This is a genomic window from Gilliamella apis, assembly GCF_030758615.1.
GTDB classification, from domain to species: domain Bacteria; phylum Pseudomonadota; class Gammaproteobacteria; order Enterobacterales; family Orbaceae; genus Gilliamella; species Gilliamella apis_A.
The window spans coordinates 1,563,231-1,581,351 of the sequence record NZ_CP132381.1; the positions used below are offsets into that span (position 1 = coordinate 1,563,231).

General features: G+C 33.0%; 13 protein-coding genes, 1 other RNA gene and 1 pseudogene. 14 read left to right on the plus strand and 1 reads right to left on the minus strand.

Features of this window, described 5'->3' with window-relative positions:
* The first annotated feature begins 318 nt into the window (after positions 1–318).
* The 14 genes from thrS (at position 319) to RAM17_RS07255 (ending at position 14,114) form a co-directional block, all read left to right on the plus strand.
* Positions 319–2,244: a threonine--tRNA ligase gene (gene thrS, locus RAM17_RS07190; protein ID WP_110447863.1), complete on the plus strand. Its 1,926-nt coding sequence runs from the start codon at positions 319–321 to the stop codon at positions 2,242–2,244.
* 27 nt (positions 2,245–2,271) lie between these two features.
* Positions 2,272–2,811: a translation initiation factor IF-3 gene (infC, locus tag RAM17_RS07195; RefSeq protein ID WP_065612958.1), complete on the plus strand. Its 540-nt coding sequence runs from the start codon at positions 2,272–2,274 to the stop codon at positions 2,809–2,811.
* A gap of 84 nt (positions 2,812–2,895) precedes the next feature.
* Positions 2,896–3,093 carry a 50S ribosomal protein L35 gene (gene rpmI / locus RAM17_RS07200; protein ID WP_065557738.1) on the plus strand — a complete coding sequence of 66 codons (198 nt, stop codon included), beginning with the start codon at positions 2,896–2,898 and terminating at the stop codon, positions 3,091–3,093.
* 32 nt (positions 3,094–3,125) lie between these two features.
* Positions 3,126–3,479, plus strand: coding sequence for a 50S ribosomal protein L20 (gene rplT, locus RAM17_RS07205; protein WP_024496189.1), 354 nt, complete (start codon positions 3,126–3,128; stop codon positions 3,477–3,479).
* A gap of 204 nt (positions 3,480–3,683) precedes the next feature.
* A complete protein-coding gene (gene pheS, locus RAM17_RS07210; protein ID WP_110447862.1) occupies positions 3,684–4,667 on the plus strand; it encodes a phenylalanine--tRNA ligase subunit alpha in 984 nt (327 codons plus the stop codon).
* Positions 4,668–4,683: 16 nt separating this feature from the next.
* Entirely contained in the window at positions 4,684–7,071 is a 2,388-nt protein-coding gene (gene pheT, locus RAM17_RS07215) for a phenylalanine--tRNA ligase subunit beta (RefSeq protein ID WP_110447861.1), read from the plus strand.
* Positions 7,072–7,076: 5 nt separating this feature from the next.
* On the plus strand, positions 7,077–7,370 hold the full coding sequence (locus tag RAM17_RS07220) for an integration host factor subunit alpha (RefSeq protein WP_034882129.1): 294 nt from the start codon (positions 7,077–7,079) through the stop codon (positions 7,368–7,370).
* Positions 7,371–7,508: 138 nt separating this feature from the next.
* An RNA gene (gene ffs, locus RAM17_RS07225) (signal recognition particle sRNA small type) lies at positions 7,509–7,604 on the plus strand.
* 201 nt (positions 7,605–7,805) lie between these two features.
* Positions 7,806–8,675, plus strand: a complete 870-nt coding sequence (gene htpX, locus RAM17_RS07230; protein ID WP_110447860.1) for a protease HtpX — start codon at positions 7,806–7,808, stop codon at positions 8,673–8,675.
* A gap of 111 nt (positions 8,676–8,786) precedes the next feature.
* Positions 8,787–10,721, plus strand: a complete 1,935-nt coding sequence (locus RAM17_RS07235) for a peptidase U32 family protein (protein ID WP_110448059.1) — start codon at positions 8,787–8,789, stop codon at positions 10,719–10,721.
* 401 nt (positions 10,722–11,122) lie between these two features.
* Positions 11,123–11,416 (plus strand): Aca2/YdiL-like domain-containing protein, encoded by a 294-nt coding sequence (locus RAM17_RS07240; RefSeq protein ID WP_110447859.1) that lies wholly within the window; start codon positions 11,123–11,125, stop codon positions 11,414–11,416.
* A 201-nt stretch (positions 11,417–11,617) separates the two neighbouring features.
* On the plus strand, positions 11,618–12,007 hold the full coding sequence (locus tag RAM17_RS07245) for a phage/plasmid replication protein, II/X family (protein ID WP_372339525.1): 390 nt from the start codon (positions 11,618–11,620) through the stop codon (positions 12,005–12,007).
* Between the two features lie 297 nt (positions 12,008–12,304).
* Positions 12,305–13,018, plus strand: coding sequence for a helix-turn-helix domain-containing protein (locus RAM17_RS07250; RefSeq protein ID WP_110447856.1), 714 nt, complete (start codon positions 12,305–12,307; stop codon positions 13,016–13,018).
* A 46-nt stretch (positions 13,019–13,064) separates the two neighbouring features.
* Entirely contained in the window at positions 13,065–14,114 is a 1,050-nt protein-coding gene (locus tag RAM17_RS07255; protein WP_110447855.1) for a YdgH/BhsA/McbA-like domain containing protein, read from the plus strand.
* A gap of 66 nt (positions 14,115–14,180) precedes the next feature.
* On the opposite strand, the pseudogene hrpA reads toward RAM17_RS07255, so the two are convergent.
* Positions 14,181–18,051 (minus strand): annotated as a pseudogene (hrpA, locus tag RAM17_RS07265) (ATP-dependent RNA helicase HrpA).
* Between the last annotated feature and the right edge of the window lie 70 nt (positions 18,052–18,121).

Consider the following 18,121-nt stretch of genomic DNA (forward strand, 5'->3'; position numbering starts at 1 on the left):
TCTTTTCAGGCCTAGCTTTTTAATTAATGAATAATAGCTAGGTCATAACTATTCTTGTCATATTTGATTACACCATTGTTTTATTAATTCCTAATCAAAAATAACCACTAAAAAAGCTATTAATAATTAAAAATAGGGTACTGTTTGTTTTTAGTGGTTACTAAAACAGGATGAGTTTAATCGCTAGAGATAAATCTATTTTTAAATCAAGTTCAAGCCTATTTAAAATCCTTATGATAAGTGATAGTATACTCCGTCTATTTATTTATGTACGCATGTGCGCTTTCGTGTGGCGCACCACTGTTATAAGGATTTATTATGCCAATTATTACTCTTCCTGATGGAAGTCAACGTCAATTTGATAAACCTGTTACTGTATTAGAAGTAGCACAAAGTATTGGTGCAGGACTTGCTAAAGCCTGTATCGCAGGCCGTGTTAATGGTGAACGTAAAGATGCGTGTGATGTTATCGAGCATGACGCAACGTTAGCTATTATTACCGCCAAAGATGAAGATGGACTTGAAATTATTCGTCATTCTTGTGCTCATTTATTAGGACATGCCATCAAACAATTATGGCCTAATACTCAGATGGCTATCGGGCCTACTATTGATAATGGCTTTTATTATGATGTCGATTTAGATCACTCTTTAACTCAGGAAGATCTTGATGCTTTAGAAAAACGAATGCATGAATTGGCTAAAAAAGATTATGAAGTTAAAAAAGAAGTAGTGAGTTGGGAACGTGCAAGAGAAGTGTTTTGGGAACGTCACGAACCTTATAAAATTGCTATTTTAGATGAAAACATTCCTAAAGATTCTACACCAGCACTTTATCATCATGAAGAATATATTGATATGTGTCGTGGGCCTCATGTTCCTAATATGCGTTTTTGTCACCATTTTAAATTACAAAAAGTTGCTGGCGCTTATTGGCGTGGTAATAGTGATAACAAAATGTTACAACGCATCTATGGAACTGCATGGGCAGATAAAAAACAACTCGACAGTTATTTACAATTTCTAGAAGAAGCGGCAAAACGCGATCATCGTAAAATTGGTAAACAACTTGATCTTTATCATATGCAAGAAGAAGCACCAGGTATGGTATTTTGGCATAATGATGGTTGGATTATTTTCCGTGAATTGGAAGTTTTTGTTCGTACCAAACTGAAAGAATATGATTATCAAGAAGTGAAAGGTCCATTTATGATGGATCGTGTACTTTGGGAAAAAACAGGGCATTGGGGTAACTATAAAGAATTAATGTTTGTTACTTCATCAGAAAACCGAGAATATTGTATTAAGCCAATGAACTGTCCTGGCCATGTGCAAATTTTTAATCAAGGTCTTAAATCTTATCGTGATCTTCCATTACGTATGGCGGAATTTGGTAGTTGTCATCGAAATGAACCTTCAGGTTCTTTGCACGGATTAATGCGTGTGCGTGGTTTTACTCAAGATGATGCGCATATCTTTTGTACCGAAGGGCAAATTCGAAGTGAAGTAAATAGCTGTATCAAAATGGTCTATGATACTTATAGTACGTTTGGCTTTAAAGATATCACGGTTAAATTATCGACTCGTCCAGAAAAACGTATTGGTAAAGATGAAACTTGGGATTTAGCAGAAAAAGATTTAGCTGAATGTTTGCAAGAAAATGGCATTGAATTTGAATATTTACCTGGTGAAGGGGCATTCTATGGTCCAAAAATTGAATTTACTTTACATGATTGCTTAGGTCGAGCATGGCAATGCGGTACAGTTCAACTTGACTTTATGTTACCAGAACGATTAGATGCAACTTATGTTGGTGAAGATAATGAACGCCATGTTCCTGTTATGATTCACCGAGCTATACTTGGTTCAATGGAACGCTTCATGGGTATATTGACCGAAGATTGTGCTGGATTCTTCCCAACTTGGTTAGCGCCGTTACAAGTAGCAGTTATCAATATTACTGATAATCAAGCCGATTATGCCAAACAATTAACCGAGCAACTACAAAAAGTTGGCATTAGAGCAAAAGCGGACTTGAGAAATGAGAAAATAGGGTTTAAAATCCGTGAGCATACTCTAAAACGCGTTCCTTATATGTTTGTCTGTGGAGACAAAGAGATGGAATCAGGAACAATTTCAGTTCGAACTCGCCAAGGTAAAGATCTTGGTAGCTTTGAAGTGAAACATGTTATAGAATTATTGCTAAATGAAATTCATAGTCGTTCATTAGAACAAATGAATTAATGATAAATTAATTTGGAGGAATGAGATATTAAAGTCAGTAAACGAATTCAGTCAACACGCGCGCACAAAATCAATGATGAGATTACTGCTCGTGAGGTGAGGTTAACCGGCGTCGATGGTGAACAGCTCGGCATTGTTAGCTTAGACGAAGCTTTAAAACAAGCTGAGGAAGCAACATTAGATTTAGTTGAAATAAGTCCTAATGCAGAGCCACCTGTTTGTCGAATTATGGATTATGGCAAGTTCCTCTATGAAAAGAGTAAAGCAACAAAAGAACAGAAGAAGAAGCAAAAGGTTGTTCAGGTTAAGGAAATTAAATTCCGACCTGGTACAGACGAAGGCGACTATCAGGTAAAACTCCGCAGCCTGATACGCTTTCTTGAAGATGGCGATAAAGCTAAAGTTACGTTACGTTTTCGTGGACGTGAAATGGCTCACCAACAGTTAGGTACTGAAATGCTTGATCGCATTAAAGAAGACTTAGCTGATTTGGCTATCATTGAATCTTATCCAACTAAGATTGAAGGTCGTCAAATGATTATGGTGTTAGCGCCGAAGAAGAAATAGTGGTTCAACAAGCTAATTTTTAGTTTATTAAAAATTACACCATTATTTTATTTTTATTAACAATGCGAAGTGGAAATTTATAAAATGCCTAAAATTAAAACTGTAAAAGGCGCAGCAAAGCGCTTTAAAAAAACAGCATCTGGTGGCTTTAAGCATAAGCAAGCTAACAAGAGCCATATCCTAACTAAAAAATCAACTAAACGTAAACGTCATTTACGTGGTTTGACAACTGTGTCAAAAGGCGATTTAGGTTTAGTAGTGGCGTGTGTTCCATACGCTTAATTTATTGATTAATTATTTAGAGGATATAGTTTATGGCTCGTGTTAAACGTGGTGTTATTGCTCGTGCACGTCACAAGAAAATTTTAAAACAAGCAAAAGGGTATTATGGTGCTCGTTCACGCGTATATCGTGTTGCTTTCCAAGCAGTAATTAAAGCTGGACAATATGCGTATCGTGACCGTCGTCAACGTAAACGTCAATTCCGTCAATTATGGATTGTTCGTATCAATGCTGCTGCTCGTCAATGTGGTTTATCTTACAGCCGTTTTATCAATGGTTTAAAGAAAGCTTCAATTGAAATCGATCGTAAGATCCTTGCAGATATCGCAGTATTCGATAAAAATGCATTCGCTGCATTAGTTGAAAAAGCAAAAGCTGCACTTTAATAGCTTTATAAGAGCCGAGTTATCTCGGCTTTTATTGTTTTAACAATATTTAAGAGTTGATCGATTATGAATTTAGTTGTTTTTCGTTTCTTTTTTAGCTTCGGTAAGCTTATTCGTTTGTGAGGCAAATGAGAAACGAAAAATAATTATAAAAGCCTCAGGAGAGGCTTTTTTTATGTAATAAACAATAAGCAGGAGAACTGTATGTCTCAATTAGTTGAACTGGTAAGCAATGCCAAATCCGCTATTGAAAGTGCTAATGATATTAATACTATCGAACAGATTCGAGTGGAGTATTTTGGTAAAAAGGGCTATTTTACCATGCAAATGGCGTCTTTACGTGATGTTCCAGCTGATCAACGGCCAGCCGTAGGTCAGAAAATTAATGATGCAAAGCAAGAAGTTGTTGAGTTATTAAACCAAAAACGTAACTTTTTAGAGCGTCAGACTCTTAATGCAAAATTAGCCAATGAAACCATTGATATTACTCTTCCTGGTAAATCACTTGAATTAGGTGGATTGCATCCAGTAACTAAAACTATTAACCGTTTGGTTGAGTTTTTTGGGCAATTAGGTTTTGCTGTTGAAACAGGACCCGAAATAGAAGATGATTATCATAACTTCGATGCTTTAAATATTCCTGCACATCATCCTGCTCGTGCTGATCATGATACATTCTGGTTTGATGCAAAACGGTTATTACGTACCCAAACTTCAACAGTTCAAATTCGAACTATGGAAAATCAAAAACCACCAATTCGAATTATTGCTCCAGGCAGAACCTACCGAAACGATTATGATCAAACCCATACTCCGATGTTCCATCAAATGGAAGGGTTGTTGGTAGATAAAGATATTAGTTTTACGCATTTAAAAGGTTTATTACATGATTTTCTTCACTGTTTCTTTGAAGATAATATGGAAATAAGATTTAGACCTGCATATTTTCCATTTACTGAACCTTCAGCAGAAGTTGATATTAAAGCTAAAAATGGTAAATGGTTAGAAGTGTTAGGCTGTGGCATGGTTCATCCTAATGTGTTACGTAACGTAGGTATTGATCCTGAAGAGTATTGTGGTTTTGCATTTGGAATGGGAATCGAAAGATTAACCATGTTACGTTACGGTGTCACAGATTTACGTTCTTTCTTTGAAAATGATTTACGTTTTTTAAAGCAATTTAATTAGTTCTGGAGATCAAAACATGAAATTTAGTGAAAGTTGGCTACGTGAATGGATCAATCCAGAAATAAGTAGCGATAAATTATCAGATCAGTTAACCATGGCTGGTTTAGAAGTAGATGATATTGAAAAAGTTGCTGGTGATTTTACCGGTGTTGTGGTGGGTAAAGTTGTTGAATGTAAACAACATCCAAATGCTGACAAATTACGAGTGACCAAAGTAGATATTGGTAAACCTGAATTATTGGATATTGTTTGTGGTGCACCTAATTGCCGTCAAGGTTTAACTGTAGCTTGTGCCACAATTGGTGCTGTATTACCTGGTGATTTTAAAATCAAAGCAGCAAAACTTCGTGGTGAACCATCGGAAGGGATGTTGTGTTCTTATTCTGAGTTAGGCATTTCTGACGATCATAATGGAATTATTGAATTACCAGAGGATGCCCCTTTAGGACAAGATATAAGACAATATTTAAATTTAGATGATGTAATGATTGATATTAGCGTTACACCAAATCGTGCCGATTGTTTTGGTATCATTGGTGTCGCGAGAGATATTTCTGCTGTAAACAATATCCCAATGAAAGAACTAAAAGTTGAAAATATCACTCATACAATTAATGATACTTTACCTATTCAGGTTAATGCAGCTAAAGCAGCCCCTCGTTATTTAGGTCGTATTATCAAAAATGTTAAAGTTGATGCTTTAACTCCGCTATGGATGAAAGAAAAGTTACGTAGAGGTGGTATTCGTTCTGTTGATGCCATTGTTGATGTTACTAACTACGTTTTATTAGAACTCGGTCATCCAATGCACGCTTTTGACTTAGCTGAGATTGAGAAGGGCATTGTTGTGCGTTATGCCAATAAAGATGAAAAGCTTGTCTTACTTAATGGTAATGAGGTTAAGCTTGATGAAAAAACATTAGTCATAGCTGATCAGCAAAAAGCATTAGCAATCGCAGGTATTATGGGCGGTGAAAAATCAGGTGTAACTGCATCAACGAAAGATATTTTCCTTGAATCAGCGTTCTTTTCTCCATTAGTGATAACGGGTAAAGCACGTGAATATGGTTTACATACTGAAGCTTCTCATCGTTATGAAAGAGGTGTTGATCCTTATTTACAATCAGCTGCAATCGAAAGAGCAACTCAATTGATTGTTGAAATCTGTGGCGGTGAAGTAGGACCTATTACTGAAGTTGTGAATGAGAATGAGCTTCCAGTTCAAGCAACAATTGAATTACGTCGAAACAGAATTGATCGCATTATTGGTTATCATATTGAAACTCAAAAGATTACCGATATTCTTGTAAGATTAGGTTGTGAAGTTATTTATAATGATGATAGTTGGAAGGTTAAATCACCTAGCTGGCGATTTGATTTACAACTCGAAGAAGATCTTGTTGAAGAGGTTGCACGGATTTATGGTTATAACAATATTCCTAATGTGAATATGAAAATTGAATCTGTGATGAAGCCAAAACCGGAAAATAAAATTTCTTTATCTAGAGTAAAAAATCTACTAGTGGACAAAGGTTATCAAGAGGCCGTTACTTATAGTTTTGTTGATCCTAAAATTCAGCAAACATTACATCCACAACAACCACAGATTACATTACCGAACCCAATTTCGAGTGAAATGTCGGTTATGCGTTTATCATTATGGTCTGGTTTATTAGAAGCAGTTTTATATAACCAAAATCGCCAACAATCTCGTATGCGATTATTCGAAACTGGATTACGATTTATACCTGATGAAAGCTGTGAATTTGGTGTTCGTCAAGAATTAATGTTATCTGGCGTTATTACTGGAAATTTATATGAAGAGCATTGGACATTACCTAAACAAAATGTCGATTTTTATGATGTAAAAGGTGATTTAGAGCAGTTATTTATTCTTTTAGGTTGTTCTGATGATATTGAATATCAACGTTCGGAACTTGATGCATTACATCCAGGACAAAGTGCAGTAATTCTTTTTAATGGCGAAGTTATCGGCAATTTTGGTGTTTTACACCCTGAAATTGAAAAAAAATTATCTTTAAACAGTAAAACGCTTGTTTTTGAAATAAATTTAGCTAAAATTAATGATAAAAAAGTGCCTGTTGCTCAAGAGCTATCTAAATATCCATCAAATAAACGTGATATAGCTGTCGTCGTATCAAATACAATTCCAGCAGCGGATATTATCTCTGAGTGTAAGCGTGCTGGTGGTGAGCAACTAGTAAAAGTTAACTTGTTTGATGTTTATCAAGGTGATAAAATTGACAAAGATCAAAAAAGCCTTGCTATCAGTTTGATTTTACAAGACAAATCACGTACACTGGAAGAAGAAGATATAACAAACATTGTAAGCAATTGTGTTATTGCTTTACAGAATCGTTTCAATGCCTTATTAAGAGAATGATAATTATGACATTAACTAAAGCTGATATTGCAGATCGTCTTGCCGATAAATTTGATATTGATCGTCAAGAAGCTAAAGTCCTTGTTGAACTCTTTTTTGAAGAGATTCGCGTTGCTTTAGAAAAAGGTGAACCTGTTAAACTTTCTGGATTCGGCAATTTTGCTGTTCGTGATAAAAATTCACGTCCAGGTCGTAATCCTAAAACAGGTGAGAGTGTTGATATCTCAGCTCGACGAGTTGTCACATTTAGACCAGGTATTAAATTTAGAGAACGAATTGAGAAAAATTTAACTTTATAATTAAATTTTTTGAATTTGCTTTTGTAAGTAATAGCCTTTTTGTTGTTATTACACGCAAAAAGGTTGTTTACTTTTTTGTAAAAAATTATTGTAATTAATTGCTGAATCAAGCATAATACACCTCCTCAATGGAGGCTCTATGGGTCCTCTTGCAACATTTTTTTGCTCATCAGGTCAGGTCCGGAAGGAAGCAGCCAAAGTAAAAAATATGTGTGTGGGATGTGGCTGATAGGGTCTCCTCCAAAATATTTTCCTTCAATATATAAACTCATTAAGTCTATTTCTGTTGATTTATTAATCAATTGAATTTTCTTTTTCTAATTTTGAACGTAAATAAGTTGTAGGAAAACAGCTTATTTGCGATCATATATCAAATTTTATTTAGTTTTTTAAATAAAATTATTTATATTAAGTATAGTAATAAGGAATTTGTATATGATGCGAGTTGGATTATTTCTTCTAACTAACTTAGCGGTTATGTTTGTATTTGGTATAATTCTGAGTATTTTAGGGGTTAACGCCCATAGCACCTTAGGATTACTTATTTTTGCCGCTATTTTTGGTTTTGGTGGTTCATTTATTTCTCTTCTTTTATCTAAACGAACGGCATTACGTTCTGTTGGTGGTGAAGTGATCAAAGAGCCTCGTAATGATCAAGAACAGTGGTTACTTGATGTAGTGCGTCGCCAATCAGATCAACTTAAATTAAAGATGCCGGCGGTAGCTATTTATGAAGCAGATGATATTAATGCTTTTGCAACAGGGGCGACCAAAAACCGTTCTTTAGTTGCGGTAAGTACTGGATTATTATCAGCAATGACTCAAGATGAAGCAGAAGCGGTAATTGGTCATGAAATGAGTCACGTAGCAAATGGTGATATGGTGACCATGGCACTACTACAAGGTGTATTAAATACCTTTGTTATCTTTATTTCACGGATTATAGCGTCAATGTTTGCTAAAGTGATTGAAGATCGTAGTGAAGCATTAGCAGATATAGCCTATTATGTAATAGCAATGATATTCGAAACTATCTTTGGAATCTTAGCTAGTATGGTTGCGATGTGGTTCTCGCGTTACCGCGAATTTCATGCCGATGCAGGTTCTGCAAAATTGGTAGGTTCTGCAAAAATGATTGCCGCATTAGAAAAACTAAAAGTAAGCCATGAACCAAATGAAGAAGCGTCAATTTTAGCTTTTTGCATTAATGGTGAGAAGAAAGCCAGACTTTCGCAACTATTCTTATCACATCCACCTTTAGAAAAACGAATTGAAGCTTTAAAAAACCAATCAATTATTGGTTAATTAAACTTTAAATATTGGCTTAATAAACAAATGAAATTTTAATGGCAAATAGTAATAATATTTGCCATTTATTTTATCAATCGATAATATTCCCAGAGATTTAATATGTACCTGCAAACCAACAATAATAAACTTGAATTACTTAGTCCAGCGAAAAACATAGACATTGCCAAACAAGCAATCTTACATGGGGCTGATGCAGTTTATATTGGAGGCCCGCATTTCGGTGCCCGTCATAATGCCGGTAATTCAGTCAGTGATATAGCCGAATTAGTTGAGTTTGCGCATCGTTTTTATGCCAAAGTTTTTGTCACATTAAATACTATTTTGCACGATAATGAACTTGAGATGGCTCAGCAATTGATCTGGCAATTATATGATGCGGGAGTTGATGCCTTAATTGTTCAAGATATGGGCATATTAGCCATGGATATTCCGCCGATAGATTTACATGCTAGCACGCAAATGGATATTAGAACCCCAGAAAAAGCTAAATTTCTTTCTGATGTTGGTTTTTCACAAATAGTTTTAGCTCGAGAATTAAACTTAACTGAAATAGCGAATATTCATCAACAAATAGATGCCAATATAGAATTTTTTATTCATGGGGCTTTATGTGTTGCATTTTCAGGTCAATGTTATATTTCTCATGCTCAAACGGGCAGAAGTGCAAATCGAGGTGATTGTTCGCAAGCATGCCGTTTACCATTTACATTAAAGGATGATCAAGGTCGTGTTGTTGCTTATGAAAAACATCTTTTATCAATGAAAGATAATAATCAATCCGAAAACTTAATCGAATTGATACAAGCTGGAGTTAGGTCATTTAAAATAGAAGGACGTTATAAAGATTTAAGTTATGTAAAAAATATAACTGCTTTTTACCGTAAAAAACTAGATGAAATTTTAGAAAAATCGGATGATTTTGTAAGTGCATCAAGTGGTAGAACTCAGCACTCATTCACTCCAGACCCAAATAAAACATTTCATCGAGGTGCTACTGATTATTTTGTTCGGGGTAGACAATCCAATATTGGCGCTTTTGATTCACCTAAATTTATTGGCTTACCTATCGGTGAGATGACGAAAGTTACTAACCAAGCAATTGATATTGAATCTGAAAAAGTTTTAACTAATGGTGATGGATTAAACGTTATGGTAAAGCGTGAAATCGTAGGATTCAGGGCTGATAAAGTTGAAAAAATTGCTAATAATCATTATCGAGTGTTTCCTAATGAATTACCTAAGGTATTTCATTCCTTAAAATTACCTTATCAAATTAACCGTAACCTAGATCATAATTGGCAACAAGTTTTATTAAAAGAATCGAGTAATCGTCGAATTGGTGTAGCATTTGAATTGATAAATCAATCAAATGTTGTTCAATTGATAGCAACGAGTGAAGAGGGCTGTAGTGTAAAAATTGCTTTAAAAGGTGAGTTTGAATTAGCTGAACAATCTGATAAAGCTCTCAAAAATATAAAAGATAGCTTATCAAAACTTGGTCAAACGATATATTACCTTACTGATTTAGAGGTTAATTTGACCGAGATATTTTTTATTCCAAGTAGCCAATTAAATCAATTACGACGAGATATTATTGATAAATTAACATTGGAACGGCTAACTCATTACCAAAGAAAGTTACGTAAACCACAAACGGAACCTGCGCCAATTTATCCAAAAGAGCATTTAAGCTTCTTAGCAAATATTTATAATCATAAGGCTAGAGAATTTTATGCGCAGCATGGCGTTAAACTAATTGAAAGTGCTTTTGAAGCACATGAAGTTAAAGATGATGCGCCATTAATGATTACAAAACATTGTTTGAGATTTGCGTTTAATTTATGTCCTAAACAAGCTAAAGGTATTCAAGGTGTGAAAACAAAAGTAACACCAATGAAATTAGTACAAAATAATAATGAAGAATTAATACTGAAATTTAATTGTAAAGCCTGTGAAATGCAAGTTTGGGGTAAAATCAAAAATCATATTTTAAAAATGCCATTACCAGGAAGTGAATTGATTTTATTGACCAATAAATAATTATAGTCAAAGAATCGAAATTTACTGAATAACTCAGTTCTTTTTAAAAGAAGAATTGAGTTCGTAATAATGTATTATATTTAACATAATATACATTATTCTAACTTTAACAAACTGATTTATAATGAAATTATCTCAAAAGAAAAGGGCGGTTATATTACTCCTTTAATAACTCCCAAAATAATAATTTATTTATTATTAATAACAAAAATCATTATAGTAGCACTCAACTAATGATCTTATATTAATAATTGTTTAGAAGCTTATATTTATTAAAGCATTATAAAATAAGCAATATTTGACTTGAATCAATTCTTATTGTGATAAATATTATGGATTTTATTCAATAGTTTTATGACAAAAATTATGATATAGACCCTTTTCATTAGCTAACAGTTTATATGACTAATATCGAATTGAAAGCGCTTAGGCGTTTATTTTTTCTTGATGTTGCTGATGCCGCAACATATATCGGTAAATGCTCAAAGCGAGCATGGCAATATTGGGAAAGTGGAAGCAGAAAAATTTCAGATGATGTTATAAACATCATGAATAAACTTAAAGAAGAAAGGACTGAATTACTTTTATTATTACAGACTGATAACTTATTCAGTAATTTGGTTTATTCAAGGTTAATTGATTCAGTAAAAGCTGAGCTTTATTCTAAAGGTTTTATTGATAAAATAATCTATTAAGTTTACATCATAAATAATGTATAACACTGTTTTTCTCTTTCAATTGAAATTTGAGGCTCGTTTAAAGCATACATATTTAGAAAAACATAATATACCCAGAAATTTATTTAAATTCATTAAATATCAGAAAGATAACGAAAAAAAGGAAAAAATGTTATTAGAGAGTTATGGCTAAGTTCATTTAATGACATTTTATTAGCAATTAGAGGTGCAGAAATGAATATTTATGATGATAACAAGATTAGACGATTATTGAATGATAGCTTTTTTACAATTACAAAGACGGGAAAAATGTCTTATTCACGAGCCAATAAAATTTATCAGTTTTATCGTTCATTATTAAATGATGGTTATCAATTTGTTCGTAGTTCGATGCCTCGTAATACTTTCTGGCGTTATGAGCAAAATTTATTATCTATTGGTTTAAGTAAGTTGCAATTACAAAATCTGCAACAACAGAAAAATAATGTAATTCCGATGTTTAGAGTTATTGATATTGATTTTAATAAACAACGTTCAGCGTGGTATCAAGAACCGACATCATTTTATGATAACAATGAAAACCTTTTATTATTTAAATTTGCATCATGATTTAGCACCCCTCTTATAAAACTGTATTGGTGCGCATAATGTATATTATGTTAAATAATATAAGATGAAATATATCTTCTATAATCTTTCTATCCTACTCGACTTATTTTGATTTTTAGTAAATTAAAAATCAAAATAATTTACCAAAAAATGGTAATTTAATTATTTAATAATAATTTTCTATTCCCTTTCTATTTATTGAATAATAAAATATAAACTATATAGTTAGTTTTTGTTTTATCATAAAATATGGTAATCTTAACAATCAAAATCTTTAACGGTTCTATTTAGGTTTATATGCATACTATTTATAAAACATTGCGCAGCAATAGTTATTCCGTTCCTTGTGAATTATGTAGCATTGGTGGATTGTGTATCCCAATGTTACTTAATAATTCACTAAGTGATGTTTTAGAACGGAAAAAATCATATTTAAAAGATGAAATCGTTGTTAAATCAAAAACTCCATTTAAGAAGTTTTATATTGTTCATTCTGGCGCATTAAAGACGTTTGTCACTACTCCAGAAAATACTGAACAAATTAATGGATTTTATTTACCTGGAGATATCGTTGGTTTAGACTCTATTTCGACTAAAGTCTATAATAGTAATATTCAAACATTAGGTAATACCCTGCTTTGTGAACTTTACTATGATGAATTAATGTCATTAATTGATAGTAACAAAGATGTTCGTGATTTGATATTTAAGTTATTAAGCACAGATATTTATAATTATCAAAAATTAATTCTATGTTATTCGCAAAAAAAATCTGAAGAACGTCTTGCTACTTTTATCTATTCTCTTTATCTTAGATATCAGCAAAGAGGACATACCTCTTTAAATATTAAACTAGCAATGAGTCGTGCTGATATAGCCAATTACTTAGGATTAACGATTGAAACAGTCAGCCGAAATTTAACAAAATTACAAGAACAAAATATTTTAACAGCCAAAGGAAAATTCATATATATTAATAAGTTAGAAGCTTTAATAGAAATATGTAACTAAATTTATCTGTGCTAAATTAATTAAAATTTACTGTAAGGTTTTTTATATGACAAGTTTAAAGAAAACATTTATCGCTGCGACTATTGCTCTTATTCCCTGTTCTTCATTTGCTGCACAACAATTAACTGAAGAACAAGCTAATAGCATGCAATCTTACAAAAGCATTACTATTCGAGGTGCTTTTTATACTGATAGCGATTACGTTATGGCTATGTCAAAAGCTGCTGATAATGAAGGTGCGGCTTCTTTCTATATTACTACTACCAATATTAGTCCTTCTAATGATACTTTACGAATTGTTTATGCTAAATTGTATAAATCAGACGCTCCTAAAGCTGTTGAAAAAGCGGAAAGTTTACGTAAGTTTGAAGGTGTTTATGAGTATCCAAAATCAAAAGCAGTTCGTTTAGAACCATTTAATATTGTCCGTATTCGTGGTTATTTCCCAACCGATTATGATATTAATCAAGCAATTGCTAAAGAAGCATCAGCTCAAGGGGCTTATGGATTTTATATTGATTCACGTTCAGAAATAGGTAGTAATTTACAAATTGCAGCTTATATATTCAAAAAAGATGCACCAGAACGTAAATTACAACCAGAAGATGCTATTCCTTATGATTCTGAAGCGGGGCAATTAGCTTTAGCTAAAGGTGGTGATGCTGCAATGCAGGTTGAAAAACCGGGTTATTATTCTCCTTCAGCATTCAATGAAAAATATTATGCCGATAAGTTTAATAATAAAGTTATCGATAAAACGACTACCACTACAACAACTGCTACTACAGCTAAAGTTGCAACATCATCAAGTACTGAAACAACGACTTCTGTTGTTACAGAACCTCAAAGAGTAACTCGTTACACTGTAACATTACCGGATGGAAGAAAAATTCAAGAACTTAATGATGCTACAGCAGCTAAAATGGTTGCATTTGATACATTGAAATTTAGAGGCTATTATGTCACTGATCAAGAAATTTCTTATCAAGCAGGTAAACGTGCGATTGAGGCTGGCGCAAAATATTACCATATTGCTCGTGTAGCACATGATACTAAAGGTCCAAATATTACGGTGTTTATTGATCTTTATCGATAATAAAAAATGGGCGCCTAAGCGCCCTTCTTTTTATTATCATAACTTATCAGATTATAGATTCTAAAATTATAACTCTGTCGATACAGTCTCTATTTGTTGTCTTATGCGTTTTGCAGAAATTGGGTATGGCGTTCCTAATTGTTGGGCAAAAAGATTAACTCTTAGTTCTTCAATCATCCATTTAATGTTAGTCACTTTACTTAATGATTTTTGATTTTCTGGCAAACTATTTAGCCAAGTTTGATATTCATTCTTAACTTCTTCTATTATATTCATTGCTTGTCTATCTTTAGCCATATTCGAACCAAGCTTTTTCTAAACGTTTTTCAATCGCAGATAAATAGCGATAAATATCAGGAAGCTTGTCATAACCGGTTTGTGCAACAAACCCTTTATAGACTAATTCGCTGACTTGCTGTTTTATATCAGATAAAGCAAAAGCAAGGGATAGATCTACTCGACCTTTTAATTTTTTATTAATATTAAAGTGTAACGTTAATATTGATTCTACTTGTTTAGCAATATCAACAACAGTTTCATTGATATGACTTTTCGTATAAGTTAGAAGTAGTTGATATTGTTGTTGATTATCAATAAGTTGGTTGTTCTTTTCTATTAAATGATCAACTCCACAAGCAATGCAATCATCAATAAGATTAAGTACAGTGCCAAACGAATTAAAATATAAACCTAACTTAGATTTGTTTGGCAGTTTTTCATGTAAATATTTTATTGGTGATGGAATATTGAGGATTAATAATCGACGAATACCTAATTTACTTAATCGCTTTTGTTCTTCCAACGAATCAACAAGTTTGATACTAACTGAATGTTGATTATCAATAATCGCTGGATAAGCTTTAATTATGTAATTGTTTTGTTTTTCTTCATAGATTGTTGGTAAAGAACCAAAATCCCAATCAATAATGTTGTTCTTTTCTATTTTAACCGATTTTTTCTGGGTTAAAGATGATAACGCTTGTTGAACTTCTGTTTTAAGTTGTTCTTGAATCTTAACTAAATCTTTACCGAAAGCTATTTCACGATTATGATCAACAATACTGAAATTCATCTTTAAGTAACTAGGTACTTGATCAAGTTGCCAATCTGAAGGCTCAATCCTAGTACCTGTCATTTTTCTAAATTCATTTTGTAACGTTTCAAGTAACGGCGATGCTGTTGAATTGGCTCTATTCAAAAAAGCTTCAGCATAATTTGGTGCAGGTACCAAACTTTTACGTAATGATTTAGGTAATGATTTGATTAATGAAATGATTAAATCATAGCGAAAACCAGGAACTTGCCAATCAAAACCACTATTTTTTATCTGATTAAGGATGTTGAGTGGAATAGTAATTGTGACACCGTCACGAGCATTACCAAGATCAAACTGATAACTCAAAGGTAGCTTTAAGTTGTCTTGATACCAAAAATCTGGATAATCATTCACTTTTACCGGTTGTGCAGACTTTTTGATCAACATATTTTTTTCAACATTGAGAAATTCTGGATCAATTTTTTGTTTAGTTTTCCACCATGTATCAAAATGCTTTGCAGAAATCACTGATTTATCTATTCGTTCATCATAAAAATTATATAGGTCATCATCATCAATCAGAATATCTTGACGTCGAGACTTATGCTCAAGCTCTTCAACTTCATTGATTAATTTTTGATTTTGCTTATAAAAACTGTGGTTAGTTTGCCAATCACCTTCCACTAACGCATGGCGTATAAATAAAGAGCGACTTAATATTGGATCAATTTTACTGTAATTAACCGTACGACTAGCAACAATTGGTAATCCGTATAAAGTGACTTTTTCGTTTGCAATGGTTGTGCCTTGTTTTTTAGACCATCTCGGTTCACTGTAACTGTATTTAACTAAATGTTTAGCTATTGGTTCGATCCATTCAGCTTCAATTTTGGCTGCAGTTCTGCCCCACAATCGGCTGGTTTCAACTAATTCACTAGCTATACACCATTTTGGTTGATTTTTAAAAATCGCTGAATTAGGGAAAATAGCAAATTTGATATTACGGGCACCAATATATTCATGTTTTTCGATTTCTTTCATCCCAACATGCGATAATAAACCACTTAATAGTGCAATGTGTAATGAACGATAATCCGGTAATTGGCTATTGATCGGAAATGCTAGTTGTTTAACTGTTTGCCTAATTTGCGTATAAACATCTTGCCATTCACGAATACGCAGATAATTGAGGTATTCTTTTTGACATAAGCGTCTAAATTGATTACCCGATAATTCTGCTTGTTGACTGGCAATATAATTCCATAAATTAATAAAAGAGATAAAGTCTGATTCTTTATCGGCAAATCGTCGATGTTTTTCATCAGAAGCTTGCTGTTTATCAAATGGACGTTCTCTAGGATCTTGTATTGATAATGCTGCTGTAATAATCATCACTTCTTTTATACAACCTAATTGCCTTGCTTCAACTAACATTCTCGCTAATCGAGGATCTATAGGCAACTGAGATAAAATTCGACCTATATCAGTTAAGTGATAATGATGATGTTTAGTATAAATAGCTCCAAGTTCTTCTAATAGTCGTATACCATCACGAATATACCTAGAATCAGGTGATTCCACAAACGGAAAAGCAGCAATATCACCTAATCCTAATGATGTCATTTGTAATATAACTGAAGCTAAATTTGTTCGTAATATTTCTGGTTCTGTAAATTCAGGTCTTGATAAAAAATCTTGTTCATCATAAAGCCGAATACAAATACCGTCCGATGTTCTACCACAACGCCCTTTTCTTTGATTTGCCGATGCTTGAGAAATTGGTTCAATTGGTAATCGTTGTACTTTAGTACGATAGCTATAACGACTAATTCTGGCTAAACCAGGGTCAATAACATATTTAATGCCTGGAACAGTTAACGACGTTTCAGCAACATTAGTTGCTAATACAATCCGTCGTCCATTATGCTGTTGGAAAATGCGATTTTGTTCTGATGCCGATAGTCTTGCGTATAAAGGTAGAATTTCAGTATGTTTCAATTCTAATTTTCTTAATGTATCGGCAAGATCTCGTATTTCACGTTCTCCCGTTAGAAAAATGAGTATATCACCAGCACTTTCCAATGAAAGCTCATCAATAGCATTAATGATCGGTTGAAAATCACTGTTTTTATCACTTTCAGAATCCTCACTAAAAATCACTGGCCGATACCTAACTTCAACCGGATAGGTTCTGCCAGATACTTCAATTATCGGAGCATGATTGAAATGATTAGAGAAACGTTCAACATCTATTGTTGCCGAAGTAATAATAACTTTTAAATCAGGACGCTTAGGTAATAGTTGTTTTAAATATCCTAAAATGAAATCTATATTTAAACTACGTTCATGGGCCTCATCAATAATGATAGTATCATATTGCAGTAATAGCTTATCTTGTTGAATTTCTGCTAATAAAATTCCATCAGTCATCAATTTAACCAATGTACTATCACTTACATGATCTGAAAATCTAACTTTGTAGCCGACTAATTGCCCTATTTCCGTCTTTAATTCTTCAGCAATACGGTTAGCTACCGAACGAGCGGCTAATCTTCTAGGTTGAGTATGACCAATATAGCCTTTAACACCTAGCCCTAATTCTAGACATATTTTGGGAATTTGTGTGGTCTTACCTGAGCCTGTTTCGCCAGCAATGATGACTACTTGATGATGTTTAATTGCTTCATAAATAGCCTGTTTTTTTTCAACTACAGGTAAATTACTAGGAAAATCAATATGATTAGGTAAAGATTGTAATCGAATATTATAATGTTCAATAGCTAAATTTATTGCTGATTCGATTTCAGCAATATTTTGTTTTTTATTAATAAGCTTTCTTATTTTTAGTTGATCTAAGAAAGTCATTGACGACAATTTGTTTAATTGTTGTTGAGATACCATAAGGCGTTGAGTATATTATTTACAATTATAATTATTGTAAATTATAGCAAATATTCTTTATTTATAGGAG

Bases quoted from the DNA above. Each gene is read 5' to 3' on its own strand.
- RAM17_RS07240 (WP_110447859.1), top strand. From the start codon at position 11,123: ATGACTAATATCGAATTGAAAGCGCTTAGGCGTTTATTTTTTCTTGAT.
- pheT (WP_110447861.1), top strand. From the start codon at position 4,684: ATGAAATTTAGTGAAAGTTGGCTACGTGAATGGATCAATCCAGAAATA.
- rplT (WP_024496189.1), top strand. From the start codon at position 3,126: ATGGCTCGTGTTAAACGTGGTGTTATTGCTCGTGCACGTCACAAGAAA.
- RAM17_RS07250 (WP_110447856.1), top strand. From the start codon at position 12,305: ATGCATACTATTTATAAAACATTGCGCAGCAATAGTTATTCCGTTCCT.
- RAM17_RS07255 (WP_110447855.1), top strand. From the start codon at position 13,065: ATGACAAGTTTAAAGAAAACATTTATCGCTGCGACTATTGCTCTTATT.
- pheS (WP_110447862.1), top strand. From the start codon at position 3,684: ATGTCTCAATTAGTTGAACTGGTAAGCAATGCCAAATCCGCTATTGAA.
- RAM17_RS07220 (WP_034882129.1), top strand. From the start codon at position 7,077: ATGACATTAACTAAAGCTGATATTGCAGATCGTCTTGCCGATAAATTT.
- thrS (WP_110447863.1), top strand. From the start codon at position 319: ATGCCAATTATTACTCTTCCTGATGGAAGTCAACGTCAATTTGATAAA.
- htpX (WP_110447860.1), top strand. From the start codon at position 7,806: ATGATGCGAGTTGGATTATTTCTTCTAACTAACTTAGCGGTTATGTTT.
- rpmI (WP_065557738.1), top strand. From the start codon at position 2,896: ATGCCTAAAATTAAAACTGTAAAAGGCGCAGCAAAGCGCTTTAAAAAA.